This window comes from Rhodococcus sp. IEGM 1372, assembly GCF_030056835.1.
In the GTDB taxonomy this organism is placed as follows: domain Bacteria; phylum Actinomycetota; class Actinomycetes; order Mycobacteriales; family Mycobacteriaceae; genus Rhodococcoides.
This window is the reverse complement of sequence record NZ_JASHKS010000004.1, coordinates 297,150-317,438: the sequence shown is the minus strand read 5'-3', so window position 1 is coordinate 317,438 and position 20,289 is coordinate 297,150. Positions and strand designations below refer to the sequence as shown.

Annotated in this window: 18 protein-coding genes; 5 read left to right on the top strand and 13 right to left on the bottom strand. The window is 66.0% G+C overall.

Annotation, left to right across the window (positions count from 1 at the left end; all coding sequences use genetic code 11):
* The 3 genes from QM590_RS07840 to imuA' are packed head-to-tail and all read right to left on the bottom strand — an operon-like array spanning window position 1 to window position 3,186.
* Window positions 1–765 carry an alpha/beta fold hydrolase gene (locus QM590_RS07840; protein ID WP_411741300.1) on the bottom strand — a complete coding sequence of 255 codons (765 nt, stop codon included), beginning with the start codon at window positions 763–765 and terminating at the stop codon, window positions 1–3.
* 22 nt (window positions 766–787) lie between these two features.
* On the bottom strand, window positions 788–2,377 hold the full coding sequence (locus QM590_RS07835; protein ID WP_269594433.1) for a DNA polymerase Y family protein: 1,590 nt from the start codon (window positions 2,375–2,377) through the stop codon (window positions 788–790).
* Entirely contained in the window at window positions 2,374–3,186 is an 813-nt protein-coding gene (imuA', locus tag QM590_RS07830) for a DnaE2-dependent mutagenesis accessory factor ImuA' (RefSeq protein ID WP_269594431.1), read from the bottom strand. Before imuA' ends, QM590_RS07835 begins: the two co-directional genes overlap by 4 nt.
* Window positions 3,187–3,391: 205 nt before the next feature.
* On the opposite strand from imuA', the gene QM590_RS07825 reads away from it, so the two are divergent.
* Complete coding sequence (locus QM590_RS07825) at window positions 3,392–4,615, top strand: serine/threonine-protein kinase (protein ID WP_269594429.1); 1,224 nt, start codon at window positions 3,392–3,394, stop codon at window positions 4,613–4,615.
* A 134-nt stretch (window positions 4,616–4,749) separates the two neighbouring features.
* On the opposite strand, the gene QM590_RS07820 is transcribed toward QM590_RS07825, so the two are convergent.
* The 3 genes from QM590_RS07820 to QM590_RS07810 are packed head-to-tail and all read right to left on the bottom strand — an operon-like array spanning window position 4,750 to window position 7,805.
* Window positions 4,750–5,757 carry a DNA polymerase III subunit beta family protein gene (locus tag QM590_RS07820; RefSeq protein ID WP_269594428.1) on the bottom strand — a complete coding sequence of 336 codons (1,008 nt, stop codon included), beginning with the start codon at window positions 5,755–5,757 and terminating at the stop codon, window positions 4,750–4,752.
* A 51-nt stretch (window positions 5,758–5,808) separates the two neighbouring features.
* A complete protein-coding gene (locus tag QM590_RS07815) occupies window positions 5,809–6,456 on the bottom strand; it encodes a response regulator (RefSeq protein ID WP_068051262.1) in 648 nt (215 codons plus the stop codon).
* Window positions 6,453–7,805, bottom strand: a complete 1,353-nt coding sequence (locus QM590_RS07810; RefSeq protein WP_269594427.1) for a sensor histidine kinase — start codon at window positions 7,803–7,805, stop codon at window positions 6,453–6,455. The genes QM590_RS07815 and QM590_RS07810 overlap by 4 nt, the downstream gene beginning before the upstream one ends.
* 147 nt (window positions 7,806–7,952) lie before the next feature.
* On the opposite strand from QM590_RS07810, the gene QM590_RS07805 reads away from it, so the two are divergent.
* Entirely contained in the window at window positions 7,953–9,341 is a 1,389-nt protein-coding gene (locus QM590_RS07805; protein WP_269594426.1) for a PspC domain-containing protein, read from the top strand.
* Window positions 9,338–9,592, top strand: a complete 255-nt coding sequence (locus QM590_RS07800; protein WP_317813155.1) for a hypothetical protein — start codon at window positions 9,338–9,340, stop codon at window positions 9,590–9,592. The genes QM590_RS07805 and QM590_RS07800 overlap by 4 nt, the downstream gene beginning before the upstream one ends.
* 5 nt (window positions 9,593–9,597) lie before the next feature.
* Here the strand turns inward: QM590_RS07800 and guaA are convergent, their stop codons facing one another.
* From guaA to guaB, 4 genes are all read right to left on the bottom strand, one after another.
* Window positions 9,598–11,187 (bottom strand): glutamine-hydrolyzing GMP synthase, encoded by a 1,590-nt coding sequence (guaA, locus tag QM590_RS07795; protein ID WP_032397497.1) that lies wholly within the window; start codon window positions 11,185–11,187, stop codon window positions 9,598–9,600.
* Window positions 11,188–11,217: 30 nt separating this feature from the next.
* Window positions 11,218–12,972 carry an FAD-dependent oxidoreductase gene (locus tag QM590_RS07790; RefSeq protein WP_269594425.1) on the bottom strand — a complete coding sequence of 585 codons (1,755 nt, stop codon included), beginning with the start codon at window positions 12,970–12,972 and terminating at the stop codon, window positions 11,218–11,220.
* 186 nt (window positions 12,973–13,158) lie between these two features.
* Window positions 13,159–14,298, bottom strand: coding sequence for a GuaB3 family IMP dehydrogenase-related protein (locus QM590_RS07785; RefSeq protein WP_037188243.1), 1,140 nt, complete (start codon window positions 14,296–14,298; stop codon window positions 13,159–13,161).
* A gap of 57 nt (window positions 14,299–14,355) precedes the next feature.
* Complete coding sequence (gene guaB, locus QM590_RS07780) at window positions 14,356–15,879, bottom strand: IMP dehydrogenase (RefSeq protein WP_188078559.1); 1,524 nt, start codon at window positions 15,877–15,879, stop codon at window positions 14,356–14,358.
* Between the two features lie 299 nt (window positions 15,880–16,178).
* Here guaB and QM590_RS07775 point away from each other — a divergent pair, with 299 nt between their 5' ends.
* On the top strand, window positions 16,179–16,583 hold the full coding sequence (locus QM590_RS07775) for a DUF5319 domain-containing protein (RefSeq protein WP_032378069.1): 405 nt from the start codon (window positions 16,179–16,181) through the stop codon (window positions 16,581–16,583).
* Window positions 16,584–16,663: 80 nt separating this feature from the next.
* Here the strand turns inward: QM590_RS07775 and QM590_RS07770 are convergent, their stop codons facing one another.
* The 3 genes from QM590_RS07770 to QM590_RS07760 all read right to left on the bottom strand — a co-directional run bounded on the left by QM590_RS07770 (window position 16,664) and on the right by QM590_RS07760 (window position 19,215).
* Entirely contained in the window at window positions 16,664–17,680 is a 1,017-nt protein-coding gene (locus QM590_RS07770) for an anti-sigma-D factor RsdA (protein ID WP_269594424.1), read from the bottom strand.
* Window positions 17,673–18,251: a sigma-70 family RNA polymerase sigma factor gene (locus QM590_RS07765; protein WP_032397500.1), complete on the bottom strand. Its 579-nt coding sequence runs from the start codon at window positions 18,249–18,251 to the stop codon at window positions 17,673–17,675. The genes QM590_RS07770 and QM590_RS07765 overlap by 8 nt, the downstream gene beginning before the upstream one ends.
* 136 nt (window positions 18,252–18,387) lie before the next feature.
* Window positions 18,388–19,215, bottom strand: a complete 828-nt coding sequence (locus QM590_RS07760) for a hypothetical protein (protein WP_269594423.1) — start codon at window positions 19,213–19,215, stop codon at window positions 18,388–18,390.
* A 720-nt stretch (window positions 19,216–19,935) separates the two neighbouring features.
* Here QM590_RS07760 and QM590_RS07755 point away from each other — a divergent pair.
* Window positions 19,936–20,229 carry a WhiB family transcriptional regulator gene (locus QM590_RS07755; protein WP_027496361.1) on the top strand — a complete coding sequence of 98 codons (294 nt, stop codon included), beginning with the start codon at window positions 19,936–19,938 and terminating at the stop codon, window positions 20,227–20,229.
* Window positions 20,230–20,289 lie beyond the last annotated feature (60 nt).

Sequence of the window (20,289 nt, the reverse complement as noted above, 5' to 3'; positions counted from 1 at the left end):
CTAGTGCTTCAGAAACGGGAGGACGGTGGCCTCGAACGCCGAGTAGCCGTCGCGATGAATGCTGTGTCCGGTGCGAAACGCCTCGACGCGGCAGGTCGAGATCTCGGAGACCATCGCGTCCAGTCGTTCCGGATCGACCATGCCGCCGGGACCGCCGCGAAGCACCAACGTCGGAGCAGCGATGTCGGCCAACGACTCCCACCACTGCGGATTCGGCCGACGGAACTGCTCGAGAGCAGTGGCGGTCATCGAGCGATCGAAGGCGAGTACCGCGCGGGGATGCAGAACGACGCTGCTCGCTGCGTGCCAGAGCTCGGTGATCGACGGCATCTTGCCGGTCAGCGTCGGCGGAGCGTCCCCCGGCCTGATCGGTATCGGGAGCTCTTCGAGTACCAGACGCCGAACGAGCTCCGGGCGACGTTGCGCGACGAGCGAGACCGCGTATCCACCGAGGGAATGGCCGACGAGATCGACTTCGTTCAGCCCGAGGTGGTCGATCAGGGCCAGCAGGTCTGCCCCGAAGGAATCGAACTCGTACGTGGACGTGTGCGCACTCTTGCCGTGTCCGCGCAGATCGACGGTGATCACCCGGCGGCCCAGCGCGGTGAGTGCCCGGGTGAACCGATCCCAGGTTGTGCTGTCACCGCCCATGCCGTGCACCAGCATCACCGGTGCCGATTCCGAGTTCGCATGCCCCAGCGGGGTGAACGACCGATACGCGATATCGACGCCATCGAGGTCGACCGTCTCCGACATCATCTGCATTCCCTCGACGGTAGCGGTGCCGCTATTCGTAGATTCCTTCCACCCGCCACCGACCCTCGTCGAACACCAGCAGCAGGGCCCTCTCGTCGTCGAGCACCACCTGGGCTCGCGCCGTCGGACCCGTCGCCGCGTGGCCACTGTCCCACCATCGCTCGTCCACCGGCCACGGTCCCGCCAAACCCGTCAACTCCCATTCCTTGGTGCCCCAGCGCAACCGCGACGGGGGCGCATCGAACACACCACGATCGGTGACGCCGATTCCGGTTCCCGCTCGATTCATCAACGTCACTGTCGGACGTGTCTCGATCACTGCCGCCGGAGCAGGCTCGGGTAGCCGTCCCGGCCAAGGAGCCGACGGGTCGGATATCGGCACCAATTCGTCGCCGAGCGGACGCAACGTGATCCGCTCGGCCGGCCCACGACCCCCACTGAGCACACCACCGAGCACCGATTCGCCACCGAGCAGACCCTGCACGCGCACCAACGCCCGGCGCGCCCTCTCGTCCTCGTCGCCGACACTGCCCCACAACCCCAATTGCAGCTCACTTGCGGCCACCACTTCGATCGGTTCGAGCCGCAGCACGGTGATCGCGGACGTCGGCTTGTTCTCGCTGCGCCCGGTGATCCAGCCGTCCAGTTGCCACCGCACACGATCGGCTGTTCCTTCCGGCGTCAACGGCTCCGCGCAGCGCCAGATCCGCGACAGGTTCTCACCGTTACCGGTACTGGCATGCACCAGCAGCCGAGTGCACGCAACGGCAGCGGCGGCAAGCTTGGTGTGCAGCTGCTCGGCCAGGCCGCGCCCGGCGAAGGCAGCGGCGTCGACCCGATCGATCGGTGGGTCGCACAGGTACTCCACATCCAGGTCGGGTGGAAGAGCCCTGGCCGACGGCGGACGCTCGGGCTCGCCTCGTGCACTGCGATGCGCCAACACCGCGTCGGTACCGAACCGGGACGCCACATCCCCCGGAGACAGCGCAGCGAAGTCGCCGATGGTTCGTAGACCCAAGCGCCGCAACAGATCCACCAGCTCGCCGCGATCGGCAGCGGACATGCTCGGTTCCGCCGAGAGTTCCGCCACCGGCAACGGCGCGAGGAAGCCTGCACCCCCGCCGCGCGGCACCACCTGCGCATACCGCGCGGCGACGACCGCGGTGGACAGCTCGTCGGCGATACCGATCTGACATTCCACTCCGGCAGCCGACGCTTCGTCGATCAGCCGTTCCGCGGCCCGATGCTCGGTACCGAAATACCGTCCGACGCCGCGGGCAGAAAGAACAAGCAGGCCAGGTCGCAGTACTTCGACTCCCGGTGCGATGGCGGCGATCGCCGAGACCACGGGCTCGAACAGCCGCGCATCACGATCGGTATCGGCCAGAGCGACATGCACTTCCGGGCACCGCGCCTGCGCTTCCCGACGGCGCAGGCCGCGCTTGATGCCCGATGCCCGTGCCGTCGCCGAGCAGGCGACGACCCGATTGGCCGAGGTGACGACCACCGGATGCGTTGCAGGGAGATCGGCCTGGGCAGCAGCTGCAACTGCAGGCCAATCGGGGCACCACAGTGCCAGAACACGGTTGGCATGAACACGGCTGGAGCGGTCGATGCTCATGTCGAGACCGCGATCGACAACGGATTCTGTTCGCGCCCCTCGGCATGCCACTCGATGCGGCCGTTCTCCGAACGCAGGTCGAGTCGAACGGTGCGGGGCCGCATAGCCTTGCCGCGAGCGCACACCGACAAACGGACGCCGCGCAGTCGGCCGCGACCCAGCTCCCGGCCCGTGCCGAGACCGTCGTATCCGTGGACCGATGCGTCCAGTCGTAACTCTGCCCCGTCCCAGTGCCCATCGGTCACCAGCAGCGTCGAGCCCTTGCTACGCGCTCTGGCCACCACGGCCCTGGCCCGAGTGGGCGATACCGACAGACCACCGAGACCGAGCACGACGAGGTCGACACCGTCGAGCAGAATTGCCGCCACTTCCACCGGATCGGAACCGGGATCGGGAATCAAGGCCAGCTTGCTCAGCTGTGCACCCATCTCGACCGCGGCCAGAATCCCGAAACGGGGCTGCCCGATGACGGCGACATGCCCACCGGCACCGGTCACCGCAGCCACCAACCCGATCAGGAGCGAGCCTGCACCGGATACCGAGGCCACCGTTCCACGCACCAGGCCGCCGTGCGGTAGTACCTCGATCAGCGCGGACGGCACCGGGAGAACGGGCCGCTGACGGGTTGGACGCTGCGTCGACGGTTCCTGAATCACGGGCTCGACAGGGTCCGAATTCTCGATGCGCACCGATGCCGTTTCGCCCCGAGAAGGCACGGCAGCCATCCGGCTACGCAGCAACGCCACGCGCTCCGGCAGCGACAACCCGTCGAGCGCATCCGGCGTGACAGAAGCTCCCGATACAGTCATGTCACTCCCCTTCGCGGCGTAGAAAATCGAGCCGAAACTTCGGTGTTCGACGGACGCGGGAAGTGGCGCATTCGAACACAATTTCGATCTGCACTCAGTAAAGCCGCTCGGACGGCAACTCGTCAAGGTGATGCCGAAGCCCCTGGTAGATGCCTCCGTTCCGTGGCTGCAGGCACGTCCCGCCATCGTCAACTAACCTGTGGACGTGACGGATCAGCAGCGTGTTCGACGGGGCGTCGGGCCCGACTACCTCCTGGCAGGCAGATACCGCCTGGCCGGCAAACTCGGCGGTGGAGGCATGGGCGCGGTATGGCTCGCCACCGACACACTTCTGCACCGTCAGGTGGCCGTCAAGCAGGTCACGTCCACCACTCGACTGACCCCTCAGCAGGCCGAGGAAGTACGCAACCGGGCCATGCGCGAGGGTCGCATCGCTGCCCGACTCTCCAGCCCGCACGCCATCGCGATGCACGACGTCGCTCTCGTCGACGGTGAGCCGTGGTTGGTCATGGAATACCTGTCCTCGCGCAGTCTCGCGCAGGCCCTCGGCACCACCGATTCGCTACCACCGTTCGAGGTAGCACAGATCGGCGCACAGATCGCCGATGCACTGACCGAGGCGCACGAGGCCGGAATCGTGCACCGCGATATCAAGCCGGGCAACATTCTGATCGCCGATCGCGGCAAGGATCTGGGCATCGTCAAGATCAGCGACTTCGGTATCTCCCGCGCCAAGGGAGACGTCGAAGAAGCCGACGACAGCGTGATCACCGGTACCCCCGCTTATTTCGCCCCCGAGGTCGCGCGCGGACAGGACCCCACCGCGGCCAGCGACGTGTTCTCCCTCGGCGCAACGCTGTACACGGCCATCGAAGGCAAACCGCCGTTCGACATCGATCACGATTCGATCGCACTGCTGCACCGAGTTGCCAAGGGGCAGATCATTGCTCCCACCCGCAGCGGCGATCTCACGGGACCGTTGCTGCACATGCTCGAGCCCGATCCTGCCCGACGCCCCACCATGGCGCAGGCGCGCGACGAGATCATCGTCGCCGCGATCAGCAAGCGCGGCACCATAGCTCAACTGCGCGGGGCACCGCTGACATCTGCGGACGGTGTGGTCCCGGCATGGGCCAGGCGCTCGACACCGGTCTCAGAATCTCGCCGCCCGTCGCGGGAGTTCGGAAGAACCATCGCGGGCCTACCGGCCGTGCAACCCGGTGAGAGCCAAGCCAATCCGGTCCCGTCCACGTATTCGCCACCACCGTTCGACCTGCCGAAAAAGAAGAAGAACCCGATCGACGACGTCCTGATGCGCATCGAGGACGTCATCGGTGATCGAACGTCGATTCCATCGACCGCAATCCTCGCAGCACTCGTGCTCGCCGTCGTGGTCGTTCTCGTTCTCGTGATCATGCTTGTGATCTGACCCTCGACACCGATCTCCGCATCCGATTTCCCCGCCCCGACAGCACCCGCAACCACGCGCCGACGATGGGATCGGCAAGTACCCGCCATCGAAAGTCGATGTAGCCGAGAACTTTCGGGCACGTCGCCCATCGATCAGCCGAGAACCGGCATCACCAGCGTCGTCAGAGCGCCGTCGACTGCCGACCGCACCAGCATCGGCTGATCCGGCGCGGCGATATCGAGCATCAGGTCCGGCCCAACGGCCGATGCGACGGCAGCCTGCAGGACGGCCGCGTCGAAGAACACCGTCATCTCGGAACCGGTGACCCGTGCGGGGACGGCAACTCCCTCGACCGTCAGGCCGTCCGGGCCTGCGTCGATCCGCAGCGTGCCGCTGTCGAGGGGAACGAAATCTCGTTGCACCACAACCCGCGTCGCAGTTGGAGCCAGACCGTCGACCATCGTCCGCCAGTCGGGGAAGTCGCCGTCGACGAGATCCACGGTGTGCTGGACGCCTTCGGACTCGAGCATCATCGCGTCGTCGGTTGCCGTCAACGCACAGTTCCCCGACGCGGGTAGAGACCCGAGGGAGCCGACCGCTGCGATACGCGACCAGGATGCACCGGGTGAGCTCTGCGCGACGAGGCTTCGAGTGGAGAGTCGGTACCGATCCGTCGCGGTGAGCGTGACAGTGCCACCGTCCACCTCGACCAACACGCCCCGCAGCACCGGAAACTCCTCGCTCGTTCCGGCCGCCGACGCGACCTGTTCAACCGCCGACGCGAAGTCGGCAGCAGATACCGTTGCTGTGCAGTACTTTTCGTCGAACAACCGGCGAATGGAGACCGCAGCCTCGGCTGCTGCCCGGGCGCGCGCGGCAAGCTCCTCGACGTGCCGATCCACCATCTCCACCGCTGCAGCTCCGTCGCCGTCGAGGGCGGAGGCCACGGTGTCGAGCGGCATGCCGATTTCACGCAGTTGGCGGATGATGTTCGCTCGCTTCGCTTGTGCTCGGGTGTAGTAGCGATAGCCGGACTTGGCCTCGATGGATGCCGGCGCGAGCAACCCACAGTCGTCGTAGAAGCGAAGGGCACTGGGGGTCAGCCCGCTCGCGCGAGCGAACACGCCGATGGTCAGGAATTCTTGGTCCGAATCAGTCATGGGGAAATCCTGAGGCTTCGGGTAGGTCGAAGGTCAAGCGCGATCGGTCACCTAGTCGATTCGACGCTTGTGCGCCCATCTGGTGAGCGCATTCCTGTTGGACTGCTGAGTCTTTCGGAGAACGTTCGAGGCATGCGTCTCGACGGTCTTGACGGAGATGAACAGATCCTCGGCGATCTCACGATAGGTGTACCCGCGCGCCAACAACCGCAGCACCTCCAGTTCACGGGGCGTCAGCGAATCCAGTTCCGGATCCAGCGGGGGCTCCGGGGCGGCACTGCGACCGGTGAACGAGTCGAGGACGAACCCGGCAAGGCGGGGGCTGAACACGGCATCTCCCCCGGCGACGCGTCGAACACCGTCGGCGAGCTCCGAGCCGGAGATCGTCTTGGTGACGTATCCCCTCGCCCCGGCACGGATGACGGCGATGACGTCCTCGGCGGCGTCGGACACACTCAGAGCGAGACACACCGGCCCCTCGGAGATGCGGTTCAACACGGCCACGCCGCCGCCGTCGGGCATGTGCACGTCGAGCAACACCACGTCCGGCTTGGTCGATTCGATTCCCGAGACCGCCTCGGCGACGCCTCCCGCTTCCCCGACGACCTCGATGTCCGCCTCGCGGCCGAGTTCGGCTCGCACACCGGAACGGAACACCGCATGGTCGTCGACCAGGAAAACGCGGAAAGGTTCGGTCACGTCGGCTGCTCCTGCTGAGTGGATTCGGATGATTCGGTAGTCACGGAGGCACCGTTGCGGGGCATGAATATTCGCACTTCGGTTCCCTTGCCGACGGTCGACCGTACCTGCACCGTGCCGCCGCGGCGCTCGATGCGTCCCCGAATGGACTTCGCCAGGCCCTGTCGATCCTCGGGTACCGCGGACTCGTCGAATCCGGTGCCGCGGTCGCGAACGAAAACACTGACCTGGTCCGGTTCGGTTTCGGCGTACAGGTCGATATTGGTCTCACCGGAGTGCTTGGCCGCGTTGACCAGTGCTTCTCGGGTTGCACCCAGCAGAGCGGTGAAACTTTCCCTGGACAGGCCGGATTCGACGTCGTCGGGCAGTAGTTGCACGTCACCGACCGTGATCGGTCTGACGGTGACACCGTGCTGATCCTCGACCTCACCGGAGATGGTCTCGAGCGCATCGGACAAGTTCGAGTTGTCGGTGTCGCCGCCGTCGAACAGCCATTTGCGTAGTTCACGCTCCTGGCCGCGCGCCAACCGCATCACCTCCTGCGGATGATCGGATTGCTTCTGGATCAGGGCCAGTGTCTGCAACACCGAATCATGCAGGTGCGACGCGATTTCCTCGCGTTCGTCGTTGCGGATGCGCGCAGCCCGCTCGGCACCGAGCGCACGCCAGGTGCGCAACCAGATGGGAACCGTCAACAGGCCGACGCCGACGAGAGTGACCACCACCGCCAGCAAGGACGAGCGCAGCGCCGCCAGATCGACGCGGGCGAGCACCACCACGGCCAGACCGAGCACGATCAACGTCGCTCCGCCGACGACCCTCGCCCAACTCAACACGGTCGGATGCTTGGGGAGCCCCAGAGCCGTTCGCGGCCCCTCGGAGTCGAACTCGCGCCATACCAGGGCAGCACCGATCACCACGACGATGACCGGCACGATGACCGAAGCAGCGGTGCCGCTGAGCAGCCAGGCGAGCCCGACGGCGAGGCCGAGACCGATCGCAGCCAACCCGAGCGCACGCTGACGTTCGGCGGCACTCGGGTGCGCAGTGTCCTCGCCCGCGGGCGTGAACATCCAGATCAGTCCGTAGGCGGCAATGCCTGCACCGGCCGACGCCGCGAGCAGTGCGAAAGCGACCCGAACCTTGAACACGTCGACGCCGAGATGGTCGGCGAGACCGCCTGCGACCCCGCCGACGATGCGTCCGCCGCCGCGTCGTTGGAAGGCGGCAGGAGCGGAGCCTGCAGAAGCGACAGGGAAAAGAGGAACGGCATGGGTGACCGGCACGTCGCCGGCTTCGGAAGATGTGTTGCGGGCGGCGTCAACGGGTGGATTGTCGACAGGGTGCACGCCTCGATCCTGGCACGGACCGGGTCGGTGTCGCATCAGGGTTCGCCCTGATGTTCTCGCGCGTTCACCGACGTCCGATCACGCTCGGGGTGGATATCAGGGGTATCCCTGATGTGCTTCTCGGCCGGCACCGCCACGATGGTTGGCATGAGCAACGTGACCGTCTCGGATCAACTTCAGCAGATGTGGCGCACCCGTCCGCACCGCTTGCCGCAACGCGGGCATGTGGCGGGTGTTGCGGCCGGTATCGGCTACCGCTACGACGTCGACCCCGTTCTGATTCGGATCGCGTTCGTCGTCTCCACCTTGTTCGGCGGTACCGGCATCGTGCTGTATCTGGCGGGATGGCTGGTACTCAACCGCGCCGGTGACACGGCGTCGGGTGCGGAGTCGCTGGTCGGGCGTGGGAACAGCTCCGATTCGACGACCAAGATGGTGGTCGTGGCCGTGGCCTTGGTCATCGCGGTGTCGACCATCGGCCCGGTAGGTGTCGGACTCGGCGGTTCGGGGCTGATCTCACTGGTGGCGATGCTCGGTGGACTGTGGCTGCTGCACCAACGGTGCCCGGAGCCGCCGCCGTACATGCGGACGGCGGAGTTCTCCCGTAATCGCTACGCTCCGATGCCTTTCGGCTCGACCAGCACATCGGCCGAGCAGTGGACGGCCGCGCAGTATCGTCCGCCACAGTTCCAGCACGAGCGCTACACCCCGTACACGACCCTGCCGAAAAGCTACGTTCCGACGCCGAAGCGCATCGAGCACAACGGCATCGACGCCGACGCGCTCACCGTGAACCTGAGCAAGTCGACCGCATCCGCCGAGAAGCCGGCCGACCTGCCCACCGACCTGCCGACCGTGACTCCCCCATCGTGGGATCCGCTCGGTGTGGCCCCGTTCGCCTGGGATCTTCCCGAACCGGCAGGCACCTTTCCGCCTGCGGCGATCGAACGCAAGCGCCGATCACGTTGGACAGCAAGCTTTCTCGGCCTGGCTCTGCTCGCTGCCGCAGTCACCGCGGCAGTCGGTTCGGCTACCGGCGGAGACTGGGCATCACCGGGCCGTGTCGGTGCCGTCGCTCTGGCAGTCATCTCCGTGGGACTCGTATTGGGCGCGTTCCTACGCAAGGGCTACGGACTGCTGGTGGTCGCAGCACCATTGGCCGGCTTCGTCGTCCTGGCGTCGGCGGTCGGTCCGGTAGACCTCAGCCAACGGAACTCGGGCAATCAACTGTTCGCTCCGATCAGCGCCGCGGACCTCGAACCCTCGTACACCAATGCGCTCGGCAACGTGACGCTGAACCTGGGCGCGGTGACACTGACCGAAGACCGCCGGGTCGCCATCGACGTCACCGCCGGCAACGCAACGATCACCGTTCCCGACACGATGAACATCGACGTCCAATGCAGCGCGACGCTGGGAACGACCGACTGCGGCCTGGGTGGCATACAAATCGGTTCTGCTGCCACAGCCGACGCGCCGGTGTTGACGATAGACGCGAACGCGACCTTAGGAAACATCGAGGTAAAACGAGCATGAGCAGCGACAAGCGCACCGCACACGCCTACGGCGACAGCGATTCCGACACCGAAATGCAGAACTCGAACCGAAGGGGACCGTCGGCGCTGCTGTTGATTGCCGGCCTGGCCGCCATGATCGTCTCGGTCGCAGCACTCATCGGTCGAGATGCGATCGCGGCACTGGGCGACGTCCAGTTCCGCTGGGTGTTCGTCATCGCCGCGGTGGTCGTGGGCTTCGTGCTTCTACTGGGCCCCAGCAGGAAGAACTGACGCCGTCACTCCCACTCGATGGTGCCCGGCGGCTTGCTGGTGACGTCGAGAACGACTCGGTTGACCTCCGGAACCTCGTTGGTCACCCGAGTCGAGATCGTTTCCAACACGTCGTACGGCAGCCTGGTCCAGTCCGCCGTCATCGCGTCCTCGCTCGACACCGGACGCAGCACGATCGGGTGCCCGTAGGTACGGCCGTCGCCCTGCACTCCCACGCTACGCACGTCGGCCAAGAGCACCACCGGGCACTGCCAGATCTGCTGATCCAAGCCCGCGACCGTAAGTTCTTCTCGGACAATCGAATCGGCATGGCGGAGCGTATTCAGACGGTCGCGGGTGATCTCACCGACGATGCGGATCGCCAGGCCGGGTCCGGGGAACGGCTGCCTGCCGACGATGTCCTCGGGCAATCCCAGTTCGCGTCCGACCGCACGCACCTCGTCCTTGAACAATGCACGCAGCGGCTCCACCAGGGCGAACTGCAGATCGTCCGGCAGTCCGCCGACGTTGTGGTGACTCTTGATGTTCGCGGTACCGGACCCGCCGCCGGACTCGACGACATCCGGGTACAACGTGCCCTGCACCAGGAACTCGACGGCGTCGCCGTGCTCGGCGTTCTCGCCCAGTACCTCGGCCACGGCACCTTCGAAGCTCCGGATGAACTCGCGGCCGATGATCTTGCGCTTCTCCTCCGGGTCGGAGACGCCCTCGAGCGCGCCGAGGAAGGTATCGACCGCATCGACCGTGACGAGCTTGGCTCCGGTCGCGGCCACGAAGTCCTGCTGCACCTGCTCACGCTCGCCGGCGCGCAGCAGTCCGTGGTCGACGAAGACACAGGTCAAACGGTCACCGATGGCCCGCTGCACCAGTGCCGCCGCCACCGCGGAGTCGACGCCGCCCGAGAGGCCACAGATGGCCTTGCCCGTGGGGCCCACCTGCTCCTGCACTGCGTCCACCAGAGCGTCGGCGATATTGGCCGCAGTCCAGTCCGGGGCGATGCCCGCCGTTTCGTGCAGGAATCGGCTGAGCACCTGCTGCCCGTGCGGGGAGTGCAGAACCTCGGGGTGATACTGCACGCCGGCCATGCGCTTGCCCTCGTTCTCGAAGGCAGCGACCGGCGCGCCTGCGCTGGTGGCCGTGACCGTGAAGCCTTCCGGGGCCGCGGTGACCGCGTCACCGTGACTCATCCAGACCGGCTGCGTTGCGGGCAGACCGTCGTGCAGACGACCGCCGTCCACGCTGAGTTGAGTGCGTCCGTACTCCCGGGTTCCCGTGTGTTCGACGGTTCCGCCGAGGGCCTGGGCCATGGCCTGGAATCCGTAGCAGATGCCGAACACGGGAATGCCGAGGTCGAGGAGAGCGGAGTCGAGCTCGGGCGCGCCCTCGGCGTAGACGCTGGAGGGTCCACCGGAAAGCACAAGCGCGACAGGGTCCTTCGCCGCGATCTCCTCGGCCGTCGCGGTATGCGAGATCACCTCGGAGTACACGTTGGCCTCGCGCACACGGCGGGCGATCAACTGCGCGTACTGGGCTCCGAAATCGACGACGAGAACCGGGCGTGCGTGTGCGGGATCGTGTGCAGAGGAGTCGGTCACCAGGTCAGTCTAGTGGGACTGTTCCAGCACTCATGCAACACCCGAATGCTCGACGGGCATCGCCGAGGAACCCGACCGAATCTCCACGATCGGCAGTCGCAGACCGCCCGGAGCATCCACCGGGACGACCGGAGAGTTCGGGGCGATCGGATCGAGACGCTGGTACGGCAGCCCCTGTGCCGGACGGAGATCCAGCTCGCCCTTGTTCGGCCACAGTGCCGCGGAACGCTCGGCCTGCGCGCTGATGGTCAGCGACGGGTTCACTCCGAGGTTGGCCGATACGGCAGCCCCGTCGACCACGCTGAGGGTCGGGTAGCCGTGGACGCGGTGGTACGGATCGATGACGCCGTGCTCGGAGTCCGTGGCGATGGCGCAGCCGCCGAGGAAGTGGGCCGTGAGTGGAATGTTGAACAGTTCACCCCAGGTACCGCCCGCGACGCCGCCGATCTTCTTGGCGATGCGTCGGGTGGCGTCGTTGCCCTCGGGGATCCAGGTCGGGTTGGGCTCACCGTGACCCTGTTTGCTCGAGATCTTGCGGCCGAACGGCCCGCGCTTGGTGAACGTGGTGATCGAGTTGTCGAGGTTCTGCATCACCAGCGCGATGATGGTGCGCTCGCTCCAGTGCCGGACGTTGACGACGCGGACGAACTGGATCGGATGCGCGATCAGCGCGAACACGAACTTGAGCCACCGTGGGATTTTTCCGCCGCCGTCGGTCATCAGCGTCTGCAGCATGCCCATTGCGTTCGAGCCCTTGCCGTAGCGGCACGGTTCGATGTGGGTGTTGGGGCTGGGATGGAACGAGGACGTGATCGCGACTCCGCGGGTGAGGTCCATGTTCGGATCGACCGCCAGCTTGGCCGCTCCGACGATCGACTCGGAGTTGGTGCGCGTCAGCTCCCCGAGCGTGTCCGACAGACGGGGCAGCGCACCCGTGTCCTTCATCTTGTGCAGTAGGTTCTGCGTGCCCCAGGTGCCTGCGGCGAGAACGACATTGGCTGCGCTGTAGGTCTTGCGCCCCTTGCGAAGCCGAGCGCCGGTGCGTTCGGTGTCGACGTCCCAGGTGCCGTCGGATCGAGGGCGGAGACCGGTGACGGTCGTCATCGGCACGATCTCGGCTCCTGCGCGCTCGGCCAGGCCGAGGTAGTTCTTCAGCAGGGTGTTCTTCGCTCCGTGGCGGCAACCGGTCATGCACTCACCGCACTCGATGCATCCGGTGCGCTCGGGGCCTGCACCGCCGAAGTACGGGTCCGGGACTGTCTTTCCGGGCTCGTCTCCGAAGAACACGCCCACCGGGGTCTGAATGAAGGTGTCGGCAACGCCCATGTCCTCGGCGACCGACTTCATCACCTCGTCGGCGGGGGTCATGTGCGGGTTGCGCACGACGCCGAGCATGCGGGTGGCCTGGGCGTAGAACGGGGAGAGTTCACTGCTCCAGTCGGTGATGTGCGCCCACTGCTTGTCCTCGAAGAACGGGGCCTGCGGCTTGTAGAGGGTGTTCGCGTAGTTCAGCGATCCGCCGCCGACTCCGGCACCGGCGAGGATGAGGCAGTCGCGCAGCAGGTGCACGCGCTGGATGCCGTAGAGGCCGAGCTTCGGTGCCCACAGGAAACGCTTGAGGTCCCAGCTGTTCTTCGCGAAGTCCTTGTCCTCGAAGCGCTGCCCGGCTTCCAGGATGCCGACGCGGTATCCCTTCTCCACCAGGCGCAGCGCGGTGACACTTCCGCCGAAGCCCGAACCGACGATCAAGACGTCGTAATCCGTGGCGCGAACAGCTGAACCCATGGTGACCTCCGCTACATCCGATGCTGTCGAACAGTATGCACACCCCCATGTGACTACCGCCACAAGCGATTCTAGCTGTTACGAGAGGTATCACCAACCCAGGGTCGACTTACGTGGACGCAATGCAGCAGAAAGGGCGCGCACCCCCGTGTGAGAGGAGTACGCGCCCTGCTGGAACAGACGTCGTCAAGCCCTGACGTTCAGGCCCACCTTCTGGAATTCCTTGAGATCGGAGTATCCGGACTTCGCCATCGACCGACGCAGTCCGCCGACGAGGTTGATCGAGCCGTACGACTCACGCGACGGTCCGTTGAGCACCTGATCCAGGCTCGGACGGTCCCCCGCCGACATCGGCAGCAGCGCACCGCGCGGCATGGACGGGTGCGCCGCGGCGGACGGCCAGTACCAACCTCCGCCGGGAGCCTCGGCAGCGACGGCCAGCGGAGCACCGAGAACCGCAGCATCGGCCCCGCAGGCGATGGCCTTGGCGAGTGCACCGGAGGTGGTGATGTCGCCGTCGGCGATGACGTGCACGTAGCGCCCGCCGGTTTCGTCCAGGTAGTCCCGACGCGCCGCGGCCGCATCGGCGATGGCGGTGGCCATCGGAACGCCGATTCCGAGCACCTCACCGGTGGTCGTGCCACCTTCGACCGAGCCGTAACCGACGATGACGCCTGCCGCACCGGTACGCATCAGGTGCAGTGCGGTGCGGTGATCGCTCACGCCGCCGGCGATGACGGGAACGTCGAGTTCCGCGATGAAGGTCTTGAGGTTGAGCGGCTCGTCCTCGCCATGTGCCACGTGCTCGGCGGAGATGATCGTGCCCTGGATGACCAGCAGATCCAGGCCCGATGCCACGAGGGCAGGGGTGAGCGAGCGAGCGTTCTGCGGGCTCACCCGAACGGCGACGGTCACCCCGGAGTCACGGACCTGACCGACCGCTGCGGCCAGCAGATCCGGCCGAAGCGGCGCGGCGTGCAGTTCCTGCAGGAAGGCGATCGGCGCGTCGGGATCGAGATCGGTCTCGGCGATGTGGATCAGCTGATCGATCTTGGCCTGCACGTCCGAGTGGCGCGCCCACAGCCCTTCACCGTTGATGACCCCCAACCCACCCTGTCGACCCAGCTCGATCGCGAACTCGGGCGAAACCAGAGCATCGGTCGGATGCGCGAGGAGGGGAATGTCGAAGCGGTACGCGTCGAGCTGCCATGCCGTCGACACCTCCTTCGACGACCGGGTACGACGGGACGGCACGATGTCGATGTCGTCCAGCTGGTAGGTGCGGCGGGCTTCTCTGCCCATGCCGATTTCAACGAGGTCGCGCACGCGCGCACCTTTCTACTTCGAGAGCGAATCGAATCGGCCCAGGACAGGCCGAAGCGACTATCGGGTGGTGTAGTTCGGGGCCTCTGCGGTCATCGTGATGTCGTGGGGGTGGCTCTCCTTGAGCCCGGCCGCCGTGATCTGCACGAACTGAGCCTTCTGCAGGTCCTCGATCGAGGTGGACCCGGTGTACCCCATCGCAGCGCGCAGACCACCGGTGAGCTGGTGAATGACCTGGTTCAACGGTCCGCGGTACGGGACGCGACCTTCGATGCCCTCGGGCACCAACTTGTCCTCGGCCAGCACGTCGTCCTGGAAGTAGCGGTCCTTGGAGAACGACTTCGCTCCCCCGCGTCCCTGCATCGCGCCGAGCGAACCCATTCCGCGGTAGCTCTTGAACTGCTTGCCGCCCACCAGGATCAGCTCACCCGGGGACTCGGCGGTTCCGGCCAGCAACGATCCGAGCATGGCGGTCGAGGCACCGGCAGCGAGAGCCTTGGCGATGTCGCCGGAGAACTGCATACCGCCGTCGGCGATGACCGGCACACCGTGCGGCTTGCACGCGGCCACGGCTTCGAGGATGGCGGTGATCTGTGGAGCGCCGACACCCGCGACCACACGGGTGGTGCAGATCGATCCCGGTCCGACGCCCACCTTGACCGCATCCGCGCCTGCCTCGACGAGAGCGAGTGCGCCCGCGCGGGTGGCAACGTTGCCGCCGACGACCTGAACGCGGTCGCCCACCTCCGCCTTGAGCTTGCTGACCATCTCGAGCACCTGCGAATTGTGGCCGTGTGCGGTGTCGACGATGATGACGTCCACCCCGGCGTCGGTCAGCGCCATCGACCGAGCCCAGGCATCCTGCCCGACGCCCACAGCGGCACCCACCAGCAGACGACCGTCACGGTCCTTGGTGGCATCGGGGTGCTGCTCGGTCTTGACGAAGTCCTTCACGGTGATCAGGCCGGTCAACGCACCTTTGCCGTCCACGATCGGCAGCTTCTCGATCTTGTGACGGCGCAGCAGGCCGAGCGCCGCTTCCGCAGTCACGCCCTCCTGTGCGGTGATCAACGGGGCCTTGGTCATCACGTCGGCGACGCGGCGATTCTGATCGACCTCGAATCGCATGTCGCGGTTGGTGATGATGCCGACCAGTGCGCCGGTCTCGTCGGTGACGGGAAGACCGGAGATACGGAACCGCGCACACATGGCGTCGACCTCGGCCAACGAGTCGGTGGGCTTGCAGGTGACGGGGTCGGTGACCATCCCGGCCTCCGAACGCTTGACCGTCTCGACCTGGGATGCCTGATCCTGCAGTGACAGGTTGCGGTGCAGCACGCCCATACCGCCTGCGCGGGCCATGGCGATGGCCATCCGGGCCTCGGTGACGGTGTCCATGGCCGAGCTGACCAGCGGCACTCGCAAGCGGATCTCGCGGGTGATCTGGCTGGACGTATCGACCGAGCTGGGAATCAGATCCGAAGCGGCCGGCAGCAGCAGGACGTCGTCGAACGTGAGGCCGAGCATCGCGACCTTGTTGGGATCGTCGCCGCCTGTGCGGACGTGGGCTCCGGGACTACTCATGCGAATCTGGCCCTCCCTAGAGCCTGGTTGCACTTCGGCGCGGCGTGCGGCCGGTGAGAGCTCGCAGGCGCACCGCAGTGCGGGATTGGAGAACGGATGGAGTTTCGGCACTTGCACTCATCTGTTCAGCGCCGTGAACCATGGTATCGGCTAGGGCACAACCAGTGCGAATGCGTCTCGCTGTCAGTGGCCTGCGAGCCCCGAAACGACGGTCCTCGGCGTTGTCGGTGGCGGGTACGTCCGGCATGTCGCGTTCGAACGGCTGGCGCAGACCCACCAGTCCTGCGTACCGTGGAGGCGTGCGCGATCAACTGCCTCCCGGTCTACCCCCGGATCCGTTCGCCGGAGACCCAGCCGACCCGTCGGCCGCCCTCGACGCCATCGAGCCAGGCCAGCCCCTCGATCCTCAGGAGCGCCTGGCCGTCGAAGAGGACCTGGCGGACCTGGCTGTCTACGAGGCTCTCCTGGGCCACCGCGGCATCCGCGGTCTCGTCGTGTGCTGCGAGGACTGCCAGCAGGACCACTACCACGACTGGGACATGCTGCGCGCGAATCTGCTCCAGCTGCTCGTCGACGGAACCGTCCGGCCGCACGAGCCTGCCTATGACCCTGTACCCGACGCCTACGTGACCTGGGACTACTGCCGAGGTTTCGCCGACGCTTCGATGAACGACGCGTTGCACGGCGACGGATTCGACAGCTGAACCCTGACTTCCGACACGAAGAAGCCCGACACGATGATCGTGTCGGGCTTCTTCGTTGCCGGTGAAGGATCGAAAACCTGTCAGCTGCCGCCGGATGGAACCGACATACGGTCGCGGTTCTCCGAGGAGCTGCTGCCGCCGGCGGTTGCCGTCGGCTGACCGGGCTCTTGCAGCACCGTCGGCACGACGTCGGTGGTCGTTGTCGGGCTCGGCGTCGTCGTCGTGGGCGGGACCTCGGGCGTCGTCGTTGCCGGAGCCGGAGTGCTCGGCACGCCCGTGGTGTCGGGCGTGACCTGCTCCACCGGTGCCGGTGGCACGAAGACATCCGGACTGGGGACCGGAGCCGGGACGACCTCCGCAGGGAGCGGAACAGGAGCAGGCAGCGTCAGAGCCTGCAATTCCTGCAGCAGACGTTCCAGCCACTGGTCCAGCTCGGCGCGCTGACCGTCGTCGAGAACAGCGGAACTGCTGTTCGACGCGCCGTCGAGGAGTGCGCGAGCGGCAGTGGTGTCCCCCGAGGACAGGAGATTCTCCGCCTCTTGCAACTTCGACGTCGTATCGATCTGAGCGACAGTCGAATCCGCCTGCTCGGAGAAGACGACCGACTTGACGCTCCAGAGCGGATCGTCCGGTGTCGAGTTGTACGAGATGACCACCAGGCCACCCATCACGACGGCGATCGCGGCTGCGGCACCGGCGATGGGACGCAGCAGACGCATGCGTCCACCGCGGTTGGCCGAGCTCGAGCGCGCCATGTCGGCGGCGAGCTTCTCGCGTTCGACGGAGGCGACGACCACGTCGAGGGAGGGTCCGGCCGGCATCGCCGGCGTGATCACGTCTGCTCGCCAATTGGCCAACAGAAGGGCGAGTTGGTACTCGTCTGCGTCATCGGTGGCAATCGGTCCGTCGCCACTGATCGCGTCGATGAACGCATCGTCACGACGTACGGCGACGAGGTCCACAGGACCACCGTCTGCGCCGATGTCGGCATAGGGATCGTTCTGCTTCGGTCCAGTGGAGTTCACGTGCTCACCGATACGCGAGATTCCGCGACGCGGCGTCTCACCGGGGCCACCGTGACCATTGTCCCTAGCCATACATTTCACCTGCTCTCACAACTTCGTTCTTCAGTTTTGCGATAGCTCGGTGCTGAGCCACGCGGATAGCGCCTGCAGTGCTGCCGACGGCGGCTGCTGTTTCCTCGGCCGACAATCCGACGATGAGTCGGAGCACCAGAATTTCGCGGTGCTTGGCGGGCAAGGTGTCCAGCAGTGCAGTCATCTGTCGACTCGACTCGGATTCGAGAGCGCGTTGCTCCGGTCCGTGCTCCATCGACACGACATCTGGTACTTCGGCGGCCGGGTCCGATTTGTTACGCGAGGCGCTGCGATGGGCGTCGGCGACCTTGTGAGCCGCGATGCCGTACACGAATGCCATGAACGGACGACCTTGATCCTGGTATCGCGGCAAGGCGGTCATGACTGCCAAACAGACCTCCTGCGCCACGTCGTCGGCCGAAAGCTGACCGCGCTCAGCCGAACCGACCCGTGCCCGGCAGTACCGAACGACGAGTGGTCGGATGAATTCCAAGACCCGGGACAGAGCCAGTCGATCGCCTTGCGCTGCGGCAACGACGAAAGAGTCCAACTCCTCACCCGCACTGTTCATCGTCGACAAATTTCCCCGCGTTACAGGTACGCACCCGCATGGGAGCGCTTCCACGTGGTGGTGGAACGAGACCAAGGATAGCGACACCACCCGGCCACAACCGAACCAATCGGTCCGCCTTCGACCCAGGTCCTGGTCAACCGACCGTCGAACCACCCAGGCGATCGATCGCGGCGGCCAGGTCGGCGGACGAGGCCATCCCGGCGTCGACCCCGCCGGTTCCTTCGCAGAGCATCGTGGCGGCCCAGCGCAAGGGCAGCAGCCCGGCCATCTCCGCAGCGCAGGCCACCTGAACGGCCGACTCACGAGCACGTCCGGTCTCACCGATACAGCTCAGCGCCGCCGCAGACACCAGGTCGGTCTTGACGATGTGGCGTAACGAATCGGCATCGTTGGCGAGAGCCCGAGCGTTCTCGGCGTGTCGGACCGCCCCTGGCCCGTCGCCGCGCATCATCGCCAGCTCGGCCGCTACCCACGACGCCCGTAGTGCCGGACGCCACAGCCCTCGACCGGCGGGGTCCTGCCGCTGCTCCGCACTGCGGGCCAACAGGGTGTCCGCGAGGCCGAAACGTCCGATTCCCAACGCATCTGCGGCCAGGCCGGTCAGCGCATCGCTCCGGGCCTCCACCGAGTCCGTCGATCTCGGCGGTCCCCCGAGTCCGACGAGAAGGACCGCGATGCCGTCCCAGTGGCGGGCTCGCTCGTGTTCGCCCACCTGACGCAACCACGACGCCGTGGTCGACGCGTGCAGCGATCGAAGCTCCGCGCTGCGGGGTCGATACCGCCGAAGCTCGACTCCGGCGGCGCTGTACCGGCCCTGCCCTGCCAACGCGACACTGCGAAACCAGCTCTCTCGCGGATCGGTGGCTGCGGGCAGCGGGAATCGGCCGGGTTTGCCGCCGAATGCGGCGTCGAAGAGTTCGGACTGCGTCGCGGTGGACAGCGAGCTCTGCTCTGAAGGCACGGAGGCAAGGGTAGGGCCATCGCCGATGACGAACGGCGTCCGAGTCCTACCGATACGACGCGACGCAATTGCGTGGGGCGAATTCACTGTCGGTACGAAAAGGGACAACAGCGCGTCGTTTCGCGTGAACAGAATGCAGTTTTCAAGGAATTAACAATGTGAACGCAGCCGACTCGAAGACGAGAATCTGAACGCTGTGTGGCGAATAGGTTAATCGGCGCAGTCGGTCACACGATCGGCAACCGATGCGTCGCAAGCCGTCCGTGCGCCCCTTCGGTCGCCGTACGGCGATCCGCGCAATCGTGTCGGACACCTCGCGCGGCCTCGACCGAATGGATCGACGCCTCACCCGACGCGTGCATCGGAGCTGCCCCGAAGCACCAACGAAACGCCTGTGATCAGGCGAAACACCAACTACGTCATGCCGGTCGCATCGAGCGATCACCCTGACGACCGACGCCCGACAACTGAGCTCCGCGACTTCGCTTCGACAGCCGGAATGCCGATGCCCTTCCCATCGTCTCCCGCGTCGACGGATTCTTCAACAGGAAGGACACGCACGCGGGTGAGTCGAAGTAAATATCGCCCGTGTTAATTCTTTGCCCCATAACTATGCATTTGCACACGACAGAGAACTATTGACTCGATTTCGTCGATCCACATAACGTTGTCGGCATTCGGATCACGAATCCGAGAAGCCACACCACCCTAGGAGTTTCCATGCCGCAGCCGAATCACCTCCCTGGGCCGAACGCCGACATTTGGGATTGGCAGATGCACGGCCTGTGCCGTGGCGTCGATTCGTCCATGTTCTTCCACCCGGACGGCGAGCGGGGCCGGGCACGAGCACAGCGCGAGATGCGGGCGAAGGAAATGTGCCGTAGTTGCCCCGTCCTCGCCCAGTGCCGTACACACGCTCTCAACGTCAGCGAGCCCTACGGGATCTGGGGCGGAATGTCGGAGACCGAGCGAGAACTGCACGCTCGTCACAACCGCCGCCGCATTGCGGTGTAGTCACCCGAACACACGAGAAAGCCCCCAACCCGAAAGGGGTTGGGGGCTTTCTCGTGTCAT